This is a genomic window from Plebeiibacterium marinum (genome assembly GCF_026013615.1).
Taxonomy (GTDB): Bacteria; Bacteroidota; Bacteroidia; order Bacteroidales; family Marinilabiliaceae; genus Saccharicrinis; species Saccharicrinis marinus_A.
The window spans coordinates 1-18,889 of record NZ_JAPDPI010000028.1; the positions used below are offsets into that span (position 1 = coordinate 1).

The following is an 18,889-nucleotide window of genomic DNA, read 5'->3' on the forward strand; positions in this document are numbered from 1 at the left end:
AAAACGTATTCAACCAGGTAACAGAATTGTTGAAGTAACAAATCGAAAGATTTTATATATTGTAAAGCAATCCCGTATGGGGTTGCTTTTTTTATTTTTTATATTTGTAAAACTGTTAACAAAGAAACATACTCCTGGATGGACCACCTTGATATTTCTTATTTTGAGGATTTATATAAAAAGTATTATGCCGATTTATGTACTTATGCATTGAAATATGTTAAAAGTAATAATTTAGCAGAGGATATTGTGTCGGAGACTTTTTTTAAAATTTGGGAGTCTAAAGAAAAAGTAAAAAGTATTTCAAACATTAAAGGATATCTTTTTAAATCGGTATACAATAATTGTTTGTATTTTTTGAGAACCAAGGAGAGTCACCCAACTATTGGCGATTATGATTTTTCATTGTTGGATACTGCAGCTATTCCATATAAGGATGCATTGGATACAATGATGCTCAACGAACTTGCCGAATATTTAGAAAAAGCGATATCAAAATTGCCTTCCCAGCAACAAAAGGTCTTTAGGATGAAACGCTTTGAAAATAAAAAGAACTCTGAAATAGCTGAAGAGCTAAATCTCTCTGTAAAAACAGTAGAGATGCATATGACCAATGCCTCAAAACACCTTAAAGAAGACCTTAAATTTATTTTGCCTTCATTTATTATTACTTTTCTTTTATCGGGAATGTAAAAAAAAACACAATATAACCTATTGTAGTATAGGTGTTTATGTGTTTGTGTGCAATTCTGTGTGAAAAAATGTAAAAAAAATACAAAAAGAGTACAGGGTTTTTCGAAGTAGATGCATCTTATATATATAAACACCAGCTATAATGTATAAGATACCATCGTATATTGATAATTTGCTTTTTGATTATTTAAGCGGAGAATTAAGTAAGGAGAATGAACGTAAGCTTCAGTCTCTTCTTGATAATTCGGGTGAGCTAAGGGAATATAAAGATAAGTTAGAGCAAATATGGAACGGGGAAAAAAGAAGTGAGAATGATTTTGGTTCTGCACAAGCTTTTCTTTTATTTAAGAAGAGGGTATATGCGAAGAAGCACTCTACGCATAAAATAGGAAAAACTTTTGTGTTGAAAAGTATTTTACGTGTTGCCGCAGCAATTATTGTAGTTCTTTCTATTGGTTATACCGCTTATCAACATGGTCTTAATACAAGTAATCAAACAAGTCCGGTAGTTGTAACTTGTTCTCCCGGAGAAAATGCTCAGGTAACACTGCCGGATGGATCCAAAGTGTGGATTAATTCAGAATCTACATTAACCTATTATAAGGATTTTAATAAAAACTCAAGGCATATTTACCTGTCAGGAGAAGCTTTCTTCGAGGTTGAATCCGATAAAAAGCGTCCATTTTTTGTAAATGCCGGAGATATAACAGTAAAAGCTACCGGTACCAAGTTTAATGTTAAAGCATATAGTGATGAGCCTTTTGTTGAAACATGTTTGGTGGAGGGTGTTGTTGGTATGAATTATCACAATGAGGAGTATAAGTTACTCTCGGGTGATGTTGTTTCTGTAAACAGGCATACTAATTTGTGGAGTAGGGATAAAATGTTGAACAACGACCTTTTTATTGGCTGGAAGGAGGGTAAGCTTATTTTTAAGAATGAAAAATTATCCTCATTGACAAGGAAATTTGAACGTTTTTACGATGTTACCATTGAAACAGAACCTGCTGTAGATTCCATCCGGTTTTCAGGGGTGCTGCAATATGAATCTATAGATGAATTGCTTAATATTTTGAATGAAACCCAAGGTATTGTTGCTAAAAAGAGAGGAAAAAAAATATATCTGTCGTTAACGAAATAAAATTATCTACAAATCATAAAATCAATGAAATATGAATAAAAAAACAAACAGGAATACGAGTTGAAAAAAGTTTTAAATAAAGTATAGGTTAAAAAAAAACGGAAGATGCTGCAACATCTTCCGAAACAAAAATTAAAAATCAGGAATTCTTAACTTTTTAACATTTCAAATCTATGAAATATAAGGGAAAATATTGTTCCTATTGGAATAATAATTTTAAAAATCAATGGCTAAAGATGAAGATTAGTACTTTGTTATTATTTATTGTATTGCTTCCGTTATCTGCCAATACACTGTCGCAGACCATCAATTTTGATAAGGAATTTAAAGGAAGTACATTTTCTGAATTCATGGAATTTGTAGAACAGAAAACTGACTACAAATTTTTCCTGAGCAATTCAGAAGTTGATGTTGATAAACAGGTGGTAGAAAGTATTGGGGAGATTACCGTTGAGAAAGCTATAGGTGTAGTGCTGACTGAATTACAATTGGATTATAAGATAACTGACGAAAATTTAATTCTAATTGTTGGTAATACAAATTCAGAAGGTGTTCAGCAGCAGGATCAAAAAATTACAGGAATAGTATCAGAAGAGTCGGGTGCACCAATCCCTGGTGTTTCCGTAGTTGTTAAAGGTACTACAAACGGAACTATAACAGATCTGGATGGAAAATATTATTTAGACGCTCCTAAAGGGACAACTCTTGTTTTTACTTTTATAGGGATGGTGTCGCAGGAGGTTGTTGTTGATAATGATGTTGTAAATGTAACTTTGCAGTCGGATGTAATAGGCTTGGAAGAGGTGATTGCTATCGGTTATGGAACAATTAAAACTGCTGACGTAACCAGTTCTGTTTCTACAGTAAAGTCAGAAGAGTTTACAGCAGGGAGTGTTCAGGATGCAGGGCAGCTGATACAAGGAAAGGTAGCTGGACTAACGTTAAACACTACCAGTGGGGATCCAACAGCTTCTACTTCTATTTCGCTTAGGGGTAATACAACGTTGTTTGGAACAAGTACTTCTCCGCTTGTGTTGGTTGATGGAATACCTAGTGATATGGGTACTGTGGCTCCTGAAGATATTGAGTCAATCGATATTTTAAAGGATGGTTCTGCAGCAGCCATTTACGGAACAAGGGGAACCAATGGGGTTATTATTATTACCACCAAAAGAGCAAGTGGTGATTATAGTAGTCATGTTGAGTATTCCGGATATGTTACCACGCAAGCTATTTCAAATAGTTTGGATATGCTTTCTGCAGCAGACTACCGTCAGCAAATTGCAGATGGAATCCGTGCCCAAAGTGACGATCTGGGAGCAAACACTGATTGGCAGGATGAGATCACTCAAGCTCCTGTTAACCATGTACATAATTTAACTTTTAGAGGTGGCAATTCTACAACCAATTATTTGGCAACAATAAACTACAGGGATATTGATGGTATCTTCCTGGATTCTTATTCTGAAAAGCTAACTGCCAGGGCTGATATAAACCATAGTATGTTTGATGGTTTGCTATCAGTAAACCTGGGCATGTTAACCAAAACGGTTAAGGAATTTGGTTTTAATGGGTATACATACAGGCAAGCTATTATTTATAATCCTACGTCACCAATAAAGGATGAAAATGGTGTATGGGTTGAACAGCCAGGGGCTTTTAATTATGACAACCCGGTTGCTCGTATTGAAGAATCGGATGGAGAAACCAGTACGAATTTGAGCCGTTTTAACGGGAGTTTAAATTTAAAACCTGTTTCCGGATTAAATATTAAAGGGGTGTTTTCATTTTCAAAATGGAATAGTACATATGGTTATTATGAAACATCAAAACATATATCCACGGTAAGAGGTAGTTTAAATGGTTATGCCACTAACAATGCGGTAGAAAACGTTGAAAAATTACTGGATATTACTGCAGAGTATAAAACAAATATTGGAGAACATAACTTTACGGTGTTGGGTGGATATAGTTATCAGGACTTCGTAGGAAGAAGCTTTTATGTAAATAATAATGATTTTCCTACTGATATGTTTGGTTACAATAATATAGGTATCGGAACAGGAATCAAAGAAGGTAGCACCTCGTGGGGTATCGGAAGTGGTAAAACAAAAACTAACCTGATAGGTTTCTTTGGCCGTTTAAATTATAATTATAAAAACAGATACCTGCTTATGGCCAGTGTTAGGCATGAGGCTGCAAGCCAGTTGTATGGAACAAAAGATCCTTGGGGAACTTTTCCTTCTATTTCTGTTGGATGGCGGATCACGGAAGAGCCTTTTATGTCGGGAGTTGAATTTCTTGATAACTTAAAATTACGTGCTGGTTATGGGGTAACAGGTACTCAGCCAAGTAATTTGTTTTTAGGTGTGGCAACTTTAGGGTATGGAGAATACTTTTATAATGATGGTAAATGGATTCAAACGCTGGCTCCTGCTCGTAATTCTAACGAATATTTGAGATGGGAAGAGAAAAAAGAAACCAATATAGGTTTGGATTTTGGATTGTTTAATAACAGGATAACCGGTACCGTAGATTACTATAACAGACGAATTGATGGTTTGCTGTATGATTATGCAGTCCCAACACCCCCAAACTTGGTAAGTACTACAAGGGCTAATGCCGGAGAGATGGAAAATGAAGGTATCGAAGTTCTTTTAAGCGGTACTCCTGTAAAAAACTCTGATTTTGAATGGAACACTGGCATAACGTTTTCAACCAATAGTAATAAGCTTATTAGCTTGTCGAGCGACGAATATGAGGCTACAACGGATTATTTTACCGCAGGAGGGACCGGGGAACCAATCCAAACTTTTACTCACAGAGTTGATGTTGGCGGACCTATAGGAAACTTTTATGGATTCAAAGTTGTAGATGTGGATTCGGATGGTAAGTGGATTTACGAAGATGCAGCAGGCAATGAAGTACCTTATGATGAGTTTGAACATTCCTTCGAAAACAAAAAAGTATTAGGTAATGGAATTCCAAAGTTCCAGGCAGGATGGCAAAACAATTTTAAATATAAAAACTGGGATCTTTCGGTTACCATGAGGGGGGCTTTTGATTATCAAATCCTGAACTTTGAAAGGATGTATCTGGAGAATACAAAAACTGTGCAATATAATAGGTTGAAATCAGCCTATGATAAAGTATTTGGCAAAGAAGTTTTGAGTACAGATATGGATCTTGAATATAATTCTTATTACATAGAAGATGGGGATCATTGGAAAATTGATAACATTACGCTTGGGTACAATTTTAAAACTTCAAAAATTAAATATATAAGTAAAGCAAGAGTGTACCTTTCTTCACTGAATACTTTTGTAATTACAGGTTATAAAGGTATTGATCCTGAGGTTTATTCGGGAGGATTAACTCCGGGTAATGACTATAGGGATAAATATCCAACAACCCGTACGTTTACAATTGGTGTGAATCTAAGTTTTTAATCCTGTTTTAGTTTAAATTATGAAAAAATATATAGTTAAGATATTTAGTGTTGTAGCATTAACCGGTATAACATTTTTTTCGAGTTGTACAGAGCTGTATGATACTAGTTATAATGAAATTTTAGTTGATAGTTTTGAGCCTACTACCGATGATGTTCCTGCTTTGGTTGGATCGGCTTATAGCTCATGGAGAGGCTTGTTGATGTTTTGGAATGGATATTGGCGGGTTAACGAAGTGGGTGCTGATCAGATCGTAATACCCGGTCGCCCTAATGGTTGGGTAGATGGGGGGATATATCGCCGTATACATGAGCATACCTGGACTACAGATGACGATAATGTATATCAAACTTGGGATAGAACCTATTCTGGTATCTCTACCTGTAATCGCCTTTTGTTTCAAATAGAGTCAGGTTTTGTACCTATTGAAGATGAAGATGTATATAGTGCCACTATAGCTGAGTTGAGGGCTTTGCGTGCAAGTTATTATTATGTATTGTGTGATTTATATGGAAATGTTCCTGTTGTGACTGATTTTGATGTTCCTGAGGGTTATCTTCCAGAGCAAAATACAAGGGCTGAAGTGTTTGAATTTATTGTTACAGAACTTAAAGAAAGCATCCCTTATTTAAATAGGGAAAGGAGTTCTGCCACATACGGAAGGTTTAATAAATGGGCAGCGCATACCTTATTGGCCAAAATGTATTTAAATGCTGAAGTGTATTCAGGAACGCCAATGTGGAATGAGTGTATCGATCAATGTGATTCAGTAATCAACTCTGGAGCTGGATATGAATTGGAAGCTAACCAGAAGAATGTTTTTATAACTGAAAATCAAAATTCAGTTGAAATTATTTTTGGATTAGCCATTGACGACCAGTATACTACTGCATGGAACCAGTTTGATATTCATATGCAAACCTGTCAGCCTTCAATGCAGGCAAAATACGATTTGTCCTTAACACCTTGGGGCGGAATGTGTGCTATTCCTCAATTCATAAATACATTTGATCCGGATGACAGTCGTTTATCTGCAAACTTTATGAAAGGACAGCAGTATTCCTCTGGAGGAGAGGAGTTGTTGGTTACCATGGGAAATCTTGTGGGTGATCCTTTAAATTTAATTAATGAGATCCCGGATATTTCTCATTCAGAGGAGATACATGGTTATCGTTTTGAGAAATTTGAAATTGCCCTGGGGTCTTCAAATATTTTGAATAATGATTATCCTCTTTTTCGTTATGCTGATATCTTAATGATGAAGGCAGAGAGTATGTTAAGAACAGGGCAAGAAGATGAAGCTGCTGTATTGGTAACAAGTGTAAGGGAAAGGGCTTTTAAATCATCTCCTGAAAAAGCAACTGTTACCGGGAATGAATTGTTACAAGGAAGTGTTTATGACTATGGGTTAAGAACTGAAAGTGCCAATACTTCTGAAGGAGGTGATGATATTGAATATGGAAGATTTTTGGATGAATTAGCCTGGGAATTTAACCAGGAAGGTCGTCGTCGTCAGGATATGATCAGGTTTGGCGTTTATACAACAAAGTCTTTCTTTGCCCATTCTCCAAACGGAAGTTACCGATCAATATACCCGATCCCAAGGGGAAGGATTGAAACAAACTCAAACCTGAGCCAGAATCCAGGGTACTAAATTTATAAATATGGAAAGCTTTGGTTAATAGCCATGGCTTTCTATTATGAAGTGCTATATAACAATCTCTCGAAAAAAAGATAATATGAAAAATCTACTGATACCAGGTATCGTTTGTGCAATGATATTAAGTAGTTGTGTTAATACAAATTCAAAGAAAGACGAAAAATCGGTTGCCGATAGTTATTCAATTAAGGAAATTCCGTTCAATCAGGTTTCTTTAAGTGATGGTTTCTGGTTGCCCAAAATTGAAACCAATAGGGAGGTTACAATACCGGCTTCTTTCGCAAAGTGCGAAGAAATGGGGCGAATGGATAATTTTTTGATTGCAGGTGGAAAAATGGAAGGTACAACAAAAGGGGAAATGCCTTTTGATGATACCGATGTATATAAAATTATAGAGGGAGCTTCCTATTCCTTAACAACCACTCCGGATAAAAGCCTTGAGCATTATGTTGATTCCATAATTAGCATCATAGCAGTAGGACAAGAAAATGATGGGTATCTGACCACATGGAAAACTATTGACCCATCCAATCCACCGGCAACATGGTGTCCTGCTGGTGCCCGCTGGGAAGGAATGTCTATGAGTCATGAACTATATAATAGTGGACACCTGTTTGAGGCGGCAAGTGCTCATTATAAGGCTACGGGTAAAACAAACTTGTTGGATATTGCTATAAAAAATGCCGATTTATTGGTAAATGTATTTGGAAAGGGAGGAAAGCTTGATGTTCCGGGGCACCAGATAGTGGAAACCGGATTGGTTAAATTATATTTAATTACGAAAAAACAAGAATACCTGGAGCTGGCCCGACACTTCCTGGATCTTAGGGGCGATAGTAGTTTGAGGGACGTTAGAGGAGCCTACTGGCAGGATCATTTGCCAGTTCTTGAGCAGAAAGAAGTTGTAGGGCATGCAGTTCGTGCTGCGTACATGTATGCTGGAATGACAGATATAGCTGCTTTGTATAATGATGTTGAATACCAAAAGTCTGTAGATACTTTATGGGAGAATATGGTAAATAAAAAAATGTACATTACCGGAGGAATTGGTTCTCTTCATAAAGGTGAGGCATTTGGTGAAAATTACGAATTGCCAAACCTTACGGCCTACAACGAAACCTGTGCTGCAATTGCAAATGTGTATTGGTGCTACAGGATGTTTTTATTACATGGTGAGAGTAAATATATTGATGTATTAGAACGTAGTTTATATAACGGAGTAATCTCAGGTGTTGGGTTAGATGGAAAGACTTTTTTCTACCCTAACCCTTTGGAGTGTGATATGGAGTATCAGTTTAATCAGGGTAACACAATTACACGTCAGCCATGGTTTGATTGCTCGTGTTGCCCTACGAACTTATGTCGTTTTATGCCATCGGTTCCCGGGTATATTTATGCACATAAAAATGATGCTGTGTATGTCAACTTATTTATACAAAGTTCATCAAATATCCAGGTGGGTGATCGAAAAATTCACGTTAGTCAGGAAACCAATTATCCCTGGAACGGAGATGTTAAAATAAAAGTTGTACCAGAAAAAGAAACAGAGTTAGCTCTTTGTTTAAGGATTCCGGGATGGGCGCAAAATAAACCCTTGCCTGGCGATTTATATTATTATAAAAGCAATAGTACGAAAGGAATTACTTTAAAGGTGAATGGGGAAGCTGTTGATTTTAAGGTTAGAAATGGATATGCAGTATTGGCCAGGAGCTGGAAAAAAGGTGATTATGTAGAATATTCGCTTCCAATGGATGTTCGTATGGTAAAAGCCAATGAAAAAGTGGAAGATGACTTAGGTAAAGTTGCTTTGGAAAGAGGTCCGATAGTTTATTGTGTTGAAGAAATCGATAATTCAGATATAAATCAGTTGGTAATTACTGACAATATGCAATTTTCCCATAAAGTTGAGGCGTTTTTAAGTAAAGATGTTGAGCTAATTGTAGGAAAAAATAAATCAGGCGATGATATGTTCACTGCTATTCCTTATTTTTTATGGAACAACAGAGGTGCTAATAAAATGAAAGTGTGGTTGCCGGAAAAAAATGAAATGTAAAATTTAGTTTATCATTTTTATAGTTTATGTTAGAAGTCGGTCAGAATGTTTCTGGTCGGCTTTTTTTTATGTATAAAAGTGTAAAATATTTTAAGTTTTTTTTGGATTTTAAAAAGGTACAAAGTACTTTTATGAAGTGTAAAAATTGCAGTTGTTATGTATATGCAAGTGTTACATTAGTAGGGTGTAAGCTTTAAAAAACAGAAAGCTATATGCTCATGGAGATATAAAGAAATGATAAAAGAAACAGTATTTAGTGACCAATAATTATTATAGCGATTTTGAAAGCATAAAAAGGCTGATATCAGTAGATTGTGTGATTTTTGGGTATGATGACGAGCAATTGAAGTTATTGGTCTTTAAGCGTATAATAGAGCCATCAAAAGGCAAATGGTCATTGCTTGGAGGTTGGGTAAAAAATGATGAATCCAGTGAAGAAGCTGCGCATCGGGTTTTGCATCATCTTACAGGTTTAAAATATATTTATCAGGAACAGGTAGAAACATTTTCAAAACCGGGGCGTGATCCTGGTGGGAATGTGATTACGGTTGAGTATTATGCATTAATTAAAATTGATGAGTTTACAAATCAGTTGATTAGTGATTATGGCGCCAAGTGGTTTGCTTTAAAGGATTTGCCATCTTTGATATTTGATCATGATATATTGGTGGTTAAAGCATTGGATAAATTGAGGTTGAAGGCAAGTTATGAGTTGTTTGGGAAACACTTGCTGCCGGAAAAGTTTACCATATTAAAGTTGCGAAAACTCTATAATGAAATTTATCAAAAAGAGTTTGATCCGGCTAATTTTAGAAAGAAAGTTTTGTCGTTAAATGTGCTGGAGCGGCTTGAAGAGAAAGATAAAACAGAGTCAAGAAAGGGGGCTTACTTATATAGGTTCAAAGATGTTCCTGAAATGGAAATCTCAGGACCGGTATTTCGTAAGTCTTTTGTGAAGAAATAAATTACAGTAAGATAAATTTTTATAACACATTAAATCATTTTATTAAAAGTTTTATGGCTAAGAATAAATATTTGTTTCCATTAATTGTAATGGCTTCGTTGTTTTTCCTTTTTGGATTTATAACAACAATGAATAACTCAACTATCGAGTTTTTGAAAGGGGCTTTTGGCTTGAATGATGTACAAAAGCAATTGCCTAATACGTTCTTTTATGGTGCTTATGCGCTTTCAATACCTGTTGGTTTTTTAATTAAACGAATAGGTTATCGTTTCTCAATTTTTACAGGATTGGCTATGATAGCCTTAGGTTTCTTTGCTTGTATACCAGGTGTTGGTTTTGGTTATTACGGTTTTTTAAGTGCCGTGTCTATTTTTGCAATTGGTGTTGTTATTCTTCAGGTAGCAGCAGCTCCCTATGTAGTGGCTTTAGGTCCTAAAGAGAGTTCTGCCAGTCGTTTAACATTAACTAATGCCTTAAACTCAGTTGCCACTGTTATTGCACCAATTTTTGTGTCGGTATTGTTGGTGGTGCCAGAGTTGGGTGAAGGTCAGGTTCTTGAAAATTCTGCAATCAAAGACATAGTTAGTAGTCCGTTTATGGGTATTGGTGTGGCTACCGCAGTGATCCTTTTTATCATGTTCTTTCTGAAATTGCCAAATATCAAGGAAGAGCAAGAAGCTGCAGAAGAGTCAAGTGCTGTAAAGCATAAATCAAGTGCATTTAGGTATACCCACGTATGGTTGGGTTCTTTAGCTATTTTTGTTTATATGGGTATTGAAATAGGTATTCCTAGTTTCTTTGCTGATTTTGCTTCTGCAAAAGGTGCCGTGATAGAAACTTCAACAACAGATATGTTGAAATTTTATTGGGGAGGCCTGATGGTTGGTCGTTTGTTAGGTATTTTTGTGCTTAAAAAATATAAAGCGTCTACTATATTGTCGTTATGCTCAGTGGGTGGTGCTGCTATGTTAATTGGTGCTATTTTGTTGACCGGAAATATTAGTATGTGGTTATTCTTAGGAACAGGTTTATTCCATTCAATTATGTGGCCTGTAATCTATAGTCTTGCGTTAGAAGATTTAGGTCCTCATGCTGATGTGGCTTCTGGTGTAATTGCAACCTCGGTGATTGGAGCAGCTATTTTAACTCCTATAATGGGAGCTTTACAAACAGTAACCGGAACAGTTATTGCGGGTATTGCTTGTTTGTTTGTTTATTATCTGTACCTGGTTTTCTTTGCAGCCAAAGGTTCTAAAATCAGATAAGACAGATAGAAAATATTTGTAAAGAATATAGAGCCTGATATCGGGCCAAAAAATATAGAAAGCGGGATCATTTTTGATCCCGCTTTTTTTTAACTTTGACGCAGCAGAATAGTTACTGCAAAACAATAATAACATTGTAAAAAATAGTAGTGAAAGAAGTTCGTTTTCCTGCAGAGTGGGAGCCTCAGAGTTTTATCCAGTTTACTTTTCCTCATAAAAACAGTGATTGGGCTTATATGTACGATGAAGTAGTTAACTGCTTTGTAAATATTATTGAAGCAACAGCCGGGTTTGAGCCTGTTTTAGTTGTTTGCCATTCCATATCAGAGGTGTCTGCTTTCTTTAGAAATAATACAAAATACCCGATTTATTATGTAGAAATTGAATCAAATGATACCTGGGCAAGGGATCATGGAGCTATCACGGTTTTTAAGGATGGAGAACCTGAGTTGCTTGATTTTACATTTAATGGATGGGGGCAAAAGTTTGAGGCCGGATTAGATAATTGTATCTCAGAGAAAATGGCTGGAGGAGTGCTAAGTCCCAATAAGGTTAAATCATTTGATTTTGTGTTGGAAGGAGGTGCCATTGAAAGCGACGGGAATGGGACGCTGCTAACAACTTCGGAATGTCTCCTCTCTGAGTTTAGGAATCCAACATATACTAAGGAAGAGATTGAGTCTTTCCTTATGGAAGTTTTTGGTTTGAGAAAAGTTCTTTGGCTTGATCATGGATTTTTAGCCGGGGATGATACAGACTCACATATTGATACTTTGGCCAGGGTATGCTCCAAGAATACTCTAGCCTATGTAAAATGTGATAATGAAAGCGATGAACATTTTGAAGCCTTGAAGCTGATGGAAGAGCAGTTGAAGAGTTTTTCCAATGCAGATGGCGAATTGTATAATTTAGTGGCACTGCCATGGCCTGATGCTTGTTATGATGACATGGGGATGCGTATTCCTGCAACTTATGCCAATTTCTTGATTGTAAATGGGGGTGTCTTGGTTCCGGTGTATAATGTTCCTCAGGATCAGGAAGCACTGGAAGTTATTCAGCGTATTTTCCCTGATAGAAAGGTAGTGGGGCTCAACTGCAGGCCGCTTATAGACCAGCATGGTTCATTGCATTGTATAACTATGCAATATCCGGCGGGTGTAAATATTATTCAGTAATTATATTATAGAGTTTTGATCTGTTTGGTTTGGTGAGAATTTCAACATCAGATTTAATTTTTAAGTGTGCATTTTATGTACTTTTGACATAGGATAAATTAGCAAGTAAAAATATCGGAAATGAGCAAACTAAGTGTAGGTATAGTGCAGCAATCGTGTGGTACAGATAAGCAGGCCAACATAAATAAAAGCATTGAAGGAATCAGGAAATGTGCTAAAGATGGTGCAGGGCTTGTTGTACTTCAGGAATTGCACTGTGGTATTTACTTTTGTCAGGCAGAAGAGGTGGATATGTTTGAATGGGCAGAGCCTATACCTGGACCATCATATAATCAGTTTGCCGCTGTTGCAAAAGAATTGAATATAGTTTTGGTCACTTCTTTGTTTGAGAAACGTGCCCCGGGTTTATACCATAACACCGCCGTTGTATTTGAAAGAGATGGTAGTGAAGCCGGGCGTTATAGAAAGATGCATATCCCTGATGATCCGGCTTACTACGAAAAGTTCTATTTTACTCCCGGAGATTTGGGTTTTGAGCCGATACAAACATCTGTAGGTAAATTGGGAGTGCTGGTTTGTTGGGATCAGTGGTATCCTGAAGCGGCTCGATTAATGGCAATGGCCGGGGCAGAGGTATTGATTTATCCAACAGCAATAGGTTATGAAAGTACAGATTCTGACGAAGAGAAGAACAGGCAAAGGGATGCATGGATGATCTCGCAACGTGGACATGCCGTGGCAAATGGATTGCCTGTAGTTGCCGTTAACCGGGTTGGCTATGAGCAGGATTGGACTGGGGTTACCAAGGGAATCCAGTTCTGGGGATCAAGCTTTGTTGCTGGTCCGCAAGGGGAGTTGCTCTATGAAGCAACTCGGGATAAGGAGCTTACGCAAGTAATAGAGATTGATAAAAACAGGACAGAGGATGTTCGTAGGATTTGGCCGTTTTTTCGGGATAGGCGAATAGATGCCTACGGTGATATTGTAAAAAGATATAGGGACTAAAAAGGAATGATCTTTATTGGTTTTGAGGTTGTATTTATTTTCGTATTCTTTCTGATAATAAAATAAGGTTTTTTAAATCATGTATGGAGTTTGCTTGTTTCCAGTTTTTTATAAATTTTGGATTCTGCACAATTTGAGCGATAGCAATTAACGTTTTAAGATAGAAATTTCTTTTATCTTTTGTTCCGGCTAAGGCAAAAACTATATGTGCAGGCGGTGAATTAGGAAATAAGTTAACTCCATATTTGGATCTTGCTACAGCTATATCAAACTTGTTATTTCCTTCAATAACAATATTAAGTATAGCAACTCCTTCATAAATAATAGAGTCAAATTTATCCTCTTCTTTGCGGAAAAGATCAAATATTTCTTTTGCTGAAGTTTTGAAATTCGCAGAAAAAATGGTTGATATTTCATGAAATAATTCTTTGTCACTTATTTCATATGGAAAATCAAGAAACTCAGCCTTTTTTACAAAACTATCAAACTTATCTTCTACAATGGCATCTCTTTCATAAAGAATATCTCTTAATTCATTGGTGAGGATTGAGGATTTAATTTCCCGGGTAGTAATGTGTTCAACAATTTGCAGAAGGGCAGATTGTTTTATGTTACGGTTTCGTGAATAGAAATAATACCAAAGAACAGAAAAGGCAACAAATCCTAATGTGATAAAGAATGGTACAAATCCCATTTCAATAATAAGAAGTATATAAATTGTCATTCCTACAAATTGTATGTAAGGAAAGAATGGTGATTTAAAGGATGGTTTGTATGATGATATTTTACTTGCCCTCATTAATATCACCGATAAGTTTACAAAAAAGAAAAGAATCAGCATCATTGTAGAAGCAACTTTAACCAGGTTTTCCAGGTCGAGGAATACTACAATTGTAATCATAAAAAGCGAAGTAACTAGAATTGAGCTGATGGGCGTTTTTAAACGTTTGTTTACTTTCGAAAAAAATGAAGGTATCAACTTGTCTTCGGCCATGGCCAGAGGGATTCTAGAGGAGGATAATAATCCTGCATTTCCGGTGGTGATAAAAGCCAAAATTGCGGCTATGGTTAAAAAGGTAAAGCCTATGTTCCCATCAAACTTATGAGCGGCAAGTGCTATTGGGTTAAGGGTGTTGCTAAATTCGTTACTATCAACCAGTCCTACGGTCACAAACAAAGTGAAAAAATAGAGACCAGTAGTGACAATAAACGCCACAAACATTCCAACAGGTATATTTACTTTGGGATTTTTAATTTCTTCGGCAATTGAAGCTATTTTTGTTAGTCCCCCGTAGGATATAAAAATCATACCCATAACAGTAAAAACAGATTGCCATCCATGTGGCCGGAAAGGAACATAACGGTTTACATCAATATAATGAAATCCTTTAAAAATAAAATAGGATAACAATATTATGATGCCAATAACTAAAACTCCCTGAAACAGACTACTTTCTTTTACACCAATTATGTTTATTATGGTAAAAACAACTATGACACAGACTGCAAATAATTTCATTAAGGCAGGGGAGGCTTCAAAAAACAAGGGTTCAAGTAACAATCCAATTCCCAGTAATGCAAATGCACTTTTCAAACTTAGAGAATACCAGGAAGCAAAGCCGGCAAAAACGCCCATGAAGGCTCCCAGGCTTCGATGGATAAAGAAATAATCACCTCCCGATTTTGGCATCGCTGTAGCCAGTTCTGATTTGGAAAATATGGTTGGAATCATTAAAAGTGCAGAAAGAAAATACGCAAGAAAAATAGCCGGGCCAACCTGCGGATAAACAATAGCAGGTAAGATAAATAGTCCGGAGCTAATCATGGTTCCAGAGGCTACACAGAAAACGCCAACAAAACCTGTTCCTTTTTTCAAACGCATATAGGCAAAATTAAATACCTTTATAATTTAAGAAAAAAAAGTGATAAAAACAGGTTTGTCATGAATCTGGGGGAAATAGAATAAAAAAAGCAGTCTGAAAAAGACTGCTTTATAATATTTAAAATGGTAAATCTTCGTTTGCTCCTGCTGGCGGAACTTCTGATTCTGCGAAAGGAGGTGGAGGTGTATCTGGTCCGGCTGAAGCTTGTACTTTTTCAAGTCTCCAGGCTTCCAGATTTGAAAAATAGTTTACTTTTCCATCTTTTTCCCACTTACGTCCCCTGATGTTAAAAGATACCTTTACTGGTTCTCCTAAACTAAAAGGATCTAGTTGAGCACATCTGTCTTGGGTTAATTGGAATTTAATATAATCATTCCAATCTGAGTTACGCTCATTCATTACCTCAACAACGAATTCTCGTTTTTTAAAAGATGCACTTATTGACTGCTCGTCATCTTTCACAATTAAATTTCCTGTCAATTCAAAATTCATGGACTATACTTGTAAGTGGTTATTCTTCAATAATTTTTATTGTTTCAATGGCATCTCCAGCCCTGATGTCGTCAATAATATCTACACCTTCGTAAACTATACCAAAGCATGTATGTGCACCATCAAGGTGAGATGTATTGTTACGGCTGTGACAGATAAAGAATTGCGAACCTCCTGTGTTTTTACCTGCGTGAGCCATCGAAAGAACCCCCCTGTCGTGATATTGTCTGTCTGCATTAGTTTCGCAGTCAATACTATATCCTGGGCCACCTGTGCCAACTCTTGGGTTGCTCATGTCTTTAGAAAAAGGACATCCTCCCTGGATTACAAAATCCGGAATTACACGGTGGAATGCTAATCCATCGTAAAAGCCCTCTTTGGCAAGCTTTACGAAATTTTCAACAGTTTTTGGTGTCTCTTTTTCATAAAGCTCAGCTTTCATAACACCTTTTTCGGTAACTATTTCTGCCTTGATCATAATTTTTGTATCTATTTATTTTGGAAGAACAAAGGTACAATTTTTAGTTTAGATGAAAAGGAAAAATACGGTTTAATAGGAATTGATTTTTTTCTAAAAAAAAAGGAAGGCAAATAGGCCTTCCTTAAATATTCTGAAGATCTTTAATCTTCAGGCTATGTTCTTTTGTTCTTAGTTTATTTTTCTTCTTTTTTGATGATGTTGAAAAGTTCAACTTCAAAAACAAGAGTTTCCATAGGACCAATTTTTCCACCTGAACCTCTCATACCATAAGCTAATTCAGCTGGAATATAGAACTTGAATTTAGAACCTACGTTCATTAATTGTAAGCCTTCTACCCATCCTTTAATTACCTGAGTAACTCCAAAGGTAGTTGTTTCTCCTCTATCAACAGAGCTGTCAAACACAGTTCCATCAATTAAGGTTCCATGATAGTGAACTTCTACCTTATCTCCAGGAACAGGTTTGTCGCCTTTGCCTTGTTTAAGGATTTCATATTGTAATCCACTTTCTGTAGTGATCACTCCCTCTTTTTTTGCGTTTTCAGCTAAGAATTCGTCACCTTTCTTTTTGTTTTCGAAAGCAGGTTTGCCTGGCTGAAGGGCTTTTCTGTCCTGGGCTCTTTTATATGCAGCCTGAAGATATGCATTTCCTGTTGTTTCATTAAAATACGATTTAGCATAGCCTACTTCATTTAAGAAAGCAGATTTCATGATATCGTAGTTAATAGAATCAAAGCTACGCTCAAAATTCTGTTTTGAGGCTTCAGAGAATTGTGATTTTGCTAAAGCCATGGCAACATCTTTGCCATAAAGTGTATCGAATTGTTGAGATAGCTGTTGTTTCATTTGGGATGCAATTACATATCCTAATGCATAACTAACACTATCTGTTTCGTTTTTCATTTCTACTTCGCCAGCACCAGGAACTTTGGTACAAGAAACAGCTGCAATAGCAACTACAAGTAGTCCTAAAATTAGATTTTTAAGTCTCATTTTTTTTATTTGTTAAGTAAATTAAGCAATTTCAAGTAATTCTACTTCAAACACTAAGGTTGTGTGAGGTCCGATTTGTTGACCGGCTCCCTGTGCACCATAGGCAAGATCAGAAGGGATAAACAATTTCCATTTAGAACCTACAGACATTAGCTGTAATGCCTCAACCCAGCCTGCAATTACACCATTTACAGGAAATACAGCAGGCTCACCTCTTTGTACAGAACTGTCAAATACGGTTCCGTCAATCAATGTTCCATGGTAATGGCATTTTACACTATCTGTAGCTTTAGGTTTATCGCCATTTCCTTCCGTCATTATTTCATATTGAAGACCGCTTTCAAGGGTTACAACACCTTCTCTTTTTTCATTTTCAGCAAGGAATTTTTTTCCTGCTTCAATGTTGGCTTCAAATTGTTTTGCCTGTAGTTCAGAAAAGAATGTATTTATGATTTTACCAGCTTCTTCTTGTGATATTTCAGTAGTAGCTCCTTCCATATGGTGTTTTACACCTCTTGCAAATGCATCAACATCTAATTCTGCAACACCTGAGTTCTGAAGGTTTCCGGCTATGCTCAGCCCCAATGAATAACTTAATTTTTCCATTCTTGAATTATATCAATATTTTAAATAAACGGTCACGAAGATAGTTTTTTACCCTTAGGAAAGCAAACCTCCCTCAACCCTTTAACGAGAGTTTAACTAAAAACAGATGTTCAATTTGGGATGTATTATTGCCTGGCCTATTGGAAATTTTTAATAATACTGGTAATAGATAGGAATGATATTAGTGTTTTATCGCCCTGATCATTTCTCTTTTACCAGGAGGGCCGGGGATTCTTTCAACTTTAAAACCAATTTCCTGCATTAATCTTCTAACAACTCCTTTGGCACAGTAGGTAGTTAAAATACCGCTTTTGTTGAGAGCATCGTATGTTTTTTGAAATATATCTTTACTCCAAAGTAAAGGTTGTTTTTCCGGAGCAAATGCATCAAAATATATTAGATCATATTTTTTGTTGAATAAAGCATTTTTAAAGTCGCACTTTGTCTTTAATAAACGGAAGTTTTTATTTATATCAGTTTCTTTTTCCCATTCAGCCTCATGAAGCCGGATGAATATATCTGTATATTTTCCTTCAAAAGCAGTTTTGTAGTTTAATTTATTAGCCGTAGAAATATCAATGGGATATTTTTCTAGAGTATGATAGTAAATTTTTTTGTCTGCCGAATTTATTGATGTTAAAAATGCGTTTAAACCAGTTCCAAACCCAAATTCCAATATACTTATTTCTTTTTTCTGTATCTGTTTTAACCCTGCTTCTATAAATACATGCATCGATTCCTGAATAGCTCCATGTGTAGAATGATAATGCTCATCCAGATCGGGAACAAATATGGTATGCGAACCATCTTCAGAGGTGATTATTTTTTGTTGTTGAGACATTAAATTGATTATATACTTTTTTCGATCTGCAAAACTAATAATTATTTGTTATTGATGTTTTATGGCTTATTAATTCAATATCCTAATTTTAATTAAGAGAACCTTTTTTGCATACTTGCGTAATTTATTTGAATGGGGAAACTATATTTGTCCTGTAAATTTTATACAACACCTATTTATTAGGTACGG

The 18,889-nt window shown here is 36.1% G+C and carries 15 protein-coding genes; 9 read left to right on the forward strand and 6 right to left on the reverse strand.

Annotated features, from left to right (window positions below):
• Window positions 1-138: 138 nt before the first annotated feature.
• The 9 genes from OM074_RS13545 (at window position 139) to OM074_RS13585 (ending at window position 13,405) form a co-directional block, all read left to right on the forward strand.
• Entirely contained in the window at window positions 139-693 is a 555-nt protein-coding gene (locus OM074_RS13545; RefSeq protein WP_301200291.1) for an RNA polymerase sigma-70 factor, read from the forward strand.
• 142 nt (window positions 694-835) lie between these two features.
• A complete protein-coding gene (locus tag OM074_RS13550) occupies window positions 836-1,834 on the forward strand; it encodes a FecR family protein (RefSeq protein WP_301200293.1) in 999 nt (332 codons plus the stop codon).
• 236 nt (window positions 1,835-2,070) lie between these two features.
• Window positions 2,071-5,283 carry a SusC/RagA family TonB-linked outer membrane protein gene (locus OM074_RS13555; protein ID WP_301200295.1) on the forward strand — a complete coding sequence of 1,071 codons (3,213 nt, stop codon included), beginning with the start codon at window positions 2,071-2,073 and terminating at the stop codon, window positions 5,281-5,283.
• A gap of 19 nt (window positions 5,284-5,302) precedes the next feature.
• Window positions 5,303-6,937: a RagB/SusD family nutrient uptake outer membrane protein gene (locus OM074_RS13560; RefSeq protein WP_301200297.1), complete on the forward strand. Its 1,635-nt coding sequence runs from the start codon at window positions 5,303-5,305 to the stop codon at window positions 6,935-6,937.
• Window positions 6,938-7,022: 85 nt separating this feature from the next.
• On the forward strand, window positions 7,023-8,996 hold the full coding sequence (locus OM074_RS13565) for a glycoside hydrolase family 127 protein (protein ID WP_301200299.1): 1,974 nt from the start codon (window positions 7,023-7,025) through the stop codon (window positions 8,994-8,996).
• A 256-nt stretch (window positions 8,997-9,252) separates the two neighbouring features.
• Window positions 9,253-9,960 carry an NUDIX hydrolase gene (locus OM074_RS13570; RefSeq protein WP_301200301.1) on the forward strand — a complete coding sequence of 236 codons (708 nt, stop codon included), beginning with the start codon at window positions 9,253-9,255 and terminating at the stop codon, window positions 9,958-9,960.
• A gap of 53 nt (window positions 9,961-10,013) precedes the next feature.
• Window positions 10,014-11,225: a glucose/galactose MFS transporter gene (gene gluP, locus OM074_RS13575; protein WP_301200303.1), complete on the forward strand. Its 1,212-nt coding sequence runs from the start codon at window positions 10,014-10,016 to the stop codon at window positions 11,223-11,225.
• A 149-nt stretch (window positions 11,226-11,374) separates the two neighbouring features.
• The gene (locus OM074_RS13580) at window positions 11,375-12,400 is read left to right on the forward strand and encodes an agmatine deiminase family protein (protein ID WP_301200305.1); all 1,026 of its coding nucleotides are present in this window, start codon (window positions 11,375-11,377) and stop codon (window positions 12,398-12,400) included.
• Between the two features lie 120 nt (window positions 12,401-12,520).
• The gene (locus OM074_RS13585) at window positions 12,521-13,405 is read left to right on the forward strand and encodes a carbon-nitrogen hydrolase (RefSeq protein WP_301200306.1); all 885 of its coding nucleotides are present in this window, start codon (window positions 12,521-12,523) and stop codon (window positions 13,403-13,405) included.
• A 34-nt stretch (window positions 13,406-13,439) separates the two neighbouring features.
• On the opposite strand, the gene OM074_RS13590 is transcribed toward OM074_RS13585, so the two are convergent.
• The 6 genes from OM074_RS13590 to mnmC2 form a co-directional block, all read right to left on the reverse strand.
• On the reverse strand, window positions 13,440-15,287 hold the full coding sequence (locus tag OM074_RS13590) for an amino acid permease (protein ID WP_301200308.1): 1,848 nt from the start codon (window positions 15,285-15,287) through the stop codon (window positions 13,440-13,442).
• A 118-nt stretch (window positions 15,288-15,405) separates the two neighbouring features.
• Window positions 15,406-15,780 carry a DUF3127 domain-containing protein gene (locus OM074_RS13595; protein WP_301200310.1) on the reverse strand — a complete coding sequence of 125 codons (375 nt, stop codon included), beginning with the start codon at window positions 15,778-15,780 and terminating at the stop codon, window positions 15,406-15,408.
• A gap of 19 nt (window positions 15,781-15,799) precedes the next feature.
• Complete coding sequence (locus tag OM074_RS13600) at window positions 15,800-16,258, reverse strand: peptidylprolyl isomerase (protein ID WP_301200311.1); 459 nt, start codon at window positions 16,256-16,258, stop codon at window positions 15,800-15,802.
• A gap of 176 nt (window positions 16,259-16,434) precedes the next feature.
• Window positions 16,435-17,253 (reverse strand): BamJ family beta-barrel-assembly machinery protein, encoded by an 819-nt coding sequence (gene bamJ / locus OM074_RS13605; protein WP_301200313.1) that lies wholly within the window; start codon window positions 17,251-17,253, stop codon window positions 16,435-16,437.
• A 21-nt stretch (window positions 17,254-17,274) separates the two neighbouring features.
• Window positions 17,275-17,859, reverse strand: a complete 585-nt coding sequence (gene bamJ / locus OM074_RS13610; protein WP_301200315.1) for a BamJ family beta-barrel-assembly machinery protein — start codon at window positions 17,857-17,859, stop codon at window positions 17,275-17,277.
• A gap of 181 nt (window positions 17,860-18,040) precedes the next feature.
• The gene (gene mnmC2, locus OM074_RS13615; protein WP_301200317.1) at window positions 18,041-18,700 is read right to left on the reverse strand and encodes a tRNA (5-methylaminomethyl-2-thiouridine)(34)-methyltransferase MnmC2; all 660 of its coding nucleotides are present in this window, start codon (window positions 18,698-18,700) and stop codon (window positions 18,041-18,043) included.
• Between the last annotated feature and the right edge of the window lie 189 nt (window positions 18,701-18,889).

Bases quoted from the DNA above. Each gene is read 5' to 3' on its own strand.
- OM074_RS13585 (WP_301200306.1), top strand. From the start codon at position 12,521: ATGAGCAAACTAAGTGTAGGTATAGTGCAGCAATCGTGTGGTACAGAT.
- bamJ (WP_301200313.1), bottom strand. From the start codon at position 17,253: ATGAGACTTAAAAATCTAATTTTAGGACTACTTGTAGTTGCTATTGCA.
- OM074_RS13545 (WP_301200291.1), top strand. From the start codon at position 139: ATGGACCACCTTGATATTTCTTATTTTGAGGATTTATATAAAAAGTAT.
- OM074_RS13600 (WP_301200311.1), bottom strand. From the start codon at position 16,258: ATGATCAAGGCAGAAATAGTTACCGAAAAAGGTGTTATGAAAGCTGAG.
- bamJ (WP_301200315.1), bottom strand. From the start codon at position 17,859: ATGGAAAAATTAAGTTATTCATTGGGGCTGAGCATAGCCGGAAACCTT.
- OM074_RS13550 (WP_301200293.1), top strand. From the start codon at position 836: ATGTATAAGATACCATCGTATATTGATAATTTGCTTTTTGATTATTTA.
- OM074_RS13595 (WP_301200310.1), bottom strand. From the start codon at position 15,780: ATGAATTTTGAATTGACAGGAAATTTAATTGTGAAAGATGACGAGCAG.
- OM074_RS13555 (WP_301200295.1), top strand. From the start codon at position 2,071: ATGAAGATTAGTACTTTGTTATTATTTATTGTATTGCTTCCGTTATCT.
- OM074_RS13590 (WP_301200308.1), bottom strand. From the start codon at position 15,287: ATGCGTTTGAAAAAAGGAACAGGTTTTGTTGGCGTTTTCTGTGTAGCC.
- OM074_RS13560 (WP_301200297.1), top strand. From the start codon at position 5,303: ATGAAAAAATATATAGTTAAGATATTTAGTGTTGTAGCATTAACCGGT.
- mnmC2 (WP_301200317.1), bottom strand. From the start codon at position 18,700: ATGTCTCAACAACAAAAAATAATCACCTCTGAAGATGGTTCGCATACC.
- OM074_RS13565 (WP_301200299.1), top strand. From the start codon at position 7,023: ATGAAAAATCTACTGATACCAGGTATCGTTTGTGCAATGATATTAAGT.
- gluP (WP_301200303.1), top strand. From the start codon at position 10,014: ATGGCTAAGAATAAATATTTGTTTCCATTAATTGTAATGGCTTCGTTG.